Origin of the sequence: Mesobacillus maritimus, from assembly GCF_023715205.1 — a bacterium.
GTDB lineage: Bacteria > Bacillota > Bacilli > Bacillales > Cytobacillaceae > Mesobacillus_B > Mesobacillus_B maritimus_C.
On the sequence record NZ_JAMBNR010000146.1, the window covers coordinates 1 to 235 of the forward strand.

1 rRNA gene is annotated in these 235 nt (G+C 56.2%); it reads left to right on the top strand.

The features are described from left to right. Window positions 1–221, top strand: a 16S ribosomal RNA gene (locus M3182_RS25995); the annotation flags it as partial. Window positions 222–235: the final 14 nt, after the last annotated feature.

A 235-nucleotide genomic window follows, 5' to 3' on the forward strand; every position in this document is an offset into this window, starting at 1 on the left:
GCCTGCATGAAGCCGGAATCGCTAGTAATCGCGGATCAGCATGCCGCGGTGAATACGTTCCCGGGCCTTGTACACACCGCCCGTCACACCACGAGAGTTTGTAACACCCGAAGTCGGTGGGGTAACCTTTTAGGGGCCAGCCGCCTAAGGTGGGACAGATGATTGGGGTGAAGTCGTAACAAGGTAGCCGTATCGGAAGGTGCGGCTGGATCACCTCCTTTCTAAGGATAATGTC